Genomic DNA, 2,604 nt, shown 5'->3' on the forward strand with positions numbered 1-2,604 from the left:
GGCCGCCGTCAGCGGCTCGAGCACCGCCGACAGCGCGCCCAGCACCGGGTGCGCATCCGCCAGCCCGCGCAGGTAAGCGGCGTACGCGAGCGCGGTCGGGACGGCGCCGAGGTAGCAGGCCACCAGAATGACGTCCGCGTGCAGCGGCAGCGCCATGCCGGTCCAGCTCGCGACCGGGGTGAGCAGCAGCCCGCCGGTCAGGCAGCCGAACGCCGTCGTGGGCAACGGCTCCAGGCCTTCGACCGGCTTGGCCGTGAGCAGCGTCAACGCCGCGAAGCCCGCCGCGGCCAGCAGCGCGAAGCCGAGGCCGCCGAGGGTGGCCACGGCATCCGGTGACCAGCGCAGCAGCACCAGCCCGGCGAGCGTGCCCGCCACGGAGACCAGCGTCCAGCCGCGGGGTTTCCGCGTGCCGGCGAGCGTGACCACGACGGGCGCGGCGCCGATCGTGGTCATGGTCGCGATGCTGACGGAGCTGAGCGCGACGGCGGCGAAGTAGCTCGCCTGGAACAGCGCGAACAGCCCGCCGACCACGAGGACGCGCTTGGCCGCTTCGGCCGTGCGCGGGACGGTGCCGCCCTTCAGGAGGACGAACAGGGTGGCGACCCCGCCGCCGACGAGCAGCCGGTAGGCCGCGACGGCGAGCGGGTGGAGGCCGGCGAGTTCGCCGAGCAGCGAGCCGGCCAGGCCACCGGTGCCCCAGAGGACACCGGCGAGGACGAGCGCGGCCGAAGAACGGGCGCGCGTGGGCAGAGACACCAAAGGAACGCTCCTGCGTCGAAGGAAAAGGGAGATCGACGACGCGGGGCGGTTGTGCACGACTGATCAGCCGCGGGCGCTCAGGCCACGCGGCTGGGAACCACCCCGCTCAGGCGCGGGGCGGTGGGGTGACGAGGAAGATCCGGTGCACGAGGGGAACTTAACCGGGCGGCTCGGGGCGGCGCGAGGGGTTTTCCACAGGGTGGCGCGGTTGTGGACAGCGGGCCGGCGAAATCGCTTTGCGGGCGGGTTTGTCGGGCGGGGCCGGTAAACTGGACGTGGGACGCCCCCCAGGGAGGGCGGGGGCCCGCCGGCGGACCGGCGAGGCCCCACACAACCTCAGTCCAGCTTCGCCAACTGCTCCCGCAGCGTGTCCAGTCCCATCCCGCCCAGCTTCAGGGCCTCCGTGTGGAACCGCTTGATGTCGAACGCCGCCCCCGCTCGAGCCTGCGCCTCCGCGCGGGCCGCCAGCCACAGGCGCTCGCCGATCTTGTACGCCGGGGCCTGACCCGGCCAGCCCAGGTAGCGGTCGATCTCGTCGCGGAGGTGGGCTTCGTCGGTGATCGTGCGGGTCAGCATGAACTCCAGGCCCAGCTCCGGCGTCCAGCGCTCGCCGTCGTGGAAGCCGGCGCCCGAAGGGATGGTCAGTTCCAGGTGCATGCCGAGGTCGACGATCACCCGGGCGGCGCGGAACAGCTGTTCCGAGAGCATGCCCAGCAGGTCGCCGTCGTCCGACAGGTAGCCCAGTTCCTCCATCAGGCGCTCCGAATACAGCGCCCAGCCCTCCGCATGGCCCGACGTGAACGCCATCAGGCGCTGGTACTTGTTCAGCGACGCCGACTGGTCGACCGCCGTCGCGATCTGGAGGTGGTGGCCCGGGGCGCCCTCGTGGTAGACCGTGCTCGTTTCGCGCCACGTGCTGAACTCGTCGCGGCCGGCCGGCAGGGACCACCACATGCGGCCCGGGCGGCTGAAGTCCTCGCTCGGGCCCGTGTAGTACGCGCCGACGCCGCCGCCGGGCGGGGCGATCTTGCACTCCAGGGCCATCACCCGGTCGGAGATCTCGAAGTGCTTGCCGCGCAACGATTCCAGGGCGCCGTCGGACAGGCGCTGCATCCACGCCTCGAACTCCGCGCGGCCCTGGACGCGGTAACGCGGGTCGGCGTCGAGGATCGCCGCGGCTTCCTTCGGGGTCGCGCCGGCCTTGACGCGGTTCGCGACCGCGCGCATTTCCGCTTCGATGCGGGAAAACTCGGCCCAGCCCCACTCGTAGGCCTCGCGCAGGTCGAGCGCGGCGCCGACGAAGTACCGCGACCACAGGCGGTAGGCGTCCTCGCCGACGGCATCCTTGACCGGGGCCTTCGGCGCCAGCTCCGCGCGCAGGAAGCCGGCGAACTCGGCGAACGCCTCGTCGGCGGCCCGCGCGCCGTGCGCGAGGTCGCTCTTGAGCGCTTCACCCTGCGAAGACGCGCCTTCGACGAGCCCGGCGAAGAAGCCCTTCGCGTCCTTCAGCCCGGCCCACGTCTCGCACTGCTCCGCCACCTTCGAGACCTGCCGCAGCGCCGCGACGTGGCCCGCGTCGGCGCCCGCGAGGAGGCCGCCCCGGACGCCGGCCAGCGCCTTCGGGACCTCGCCGATGCGGGCCGCGACGACCGACCAGTCCTGCTCCGACTCCAGCGGCATCAGGTCGAACACCATCCGCAGCTCCTGGACGGGGCTGGAGATGGTGTTCAGGCTCGCCACGTCGAGACCGGCTTCGTGGATCTCCAGCTCCAGGCCCAGGCGCTCGGTGAAGACGGCCTGCGCGGCCCGTTCCGCGGCGTCGCGCGGCTCGGCGGCCGCGACGGC

2 protein-coding genes are annotated in these 2,604 nt (G+C 73.0%); both read right to left on the reverse strand.

Features of this window, described 5'->3' with window-relative positions; genetic code table 11:
- On the reverse strand, nucleotides 1-756 hold a 756-nt coding region (locus tag G3I65_RS33755), incomplete at its 3' end, for an EamA family transporter (protein WP_309235869.1).
- Between the two features lie 339 nt (nucleotides 757-1,095).
- Nucleotides 1,096-2,604 (reverse strand): DUF885 domain-containing protein (locus G3I65_RS33760; RefSeq protein ID WP_160699694.1); only part of this gene is annotated, 1,509 nt, incomplete at its 5' end.

It is taken from the genome of Amycolatopsis sp. SID8362, assembly GCF_010550475.1.
Lineage (GTDB): Bacteria > Actinomycetota > Actinomycetes > Mycobacteriales > Pseudonocardiaceae > Amycolatopsis > Amycolatopsis eburnea.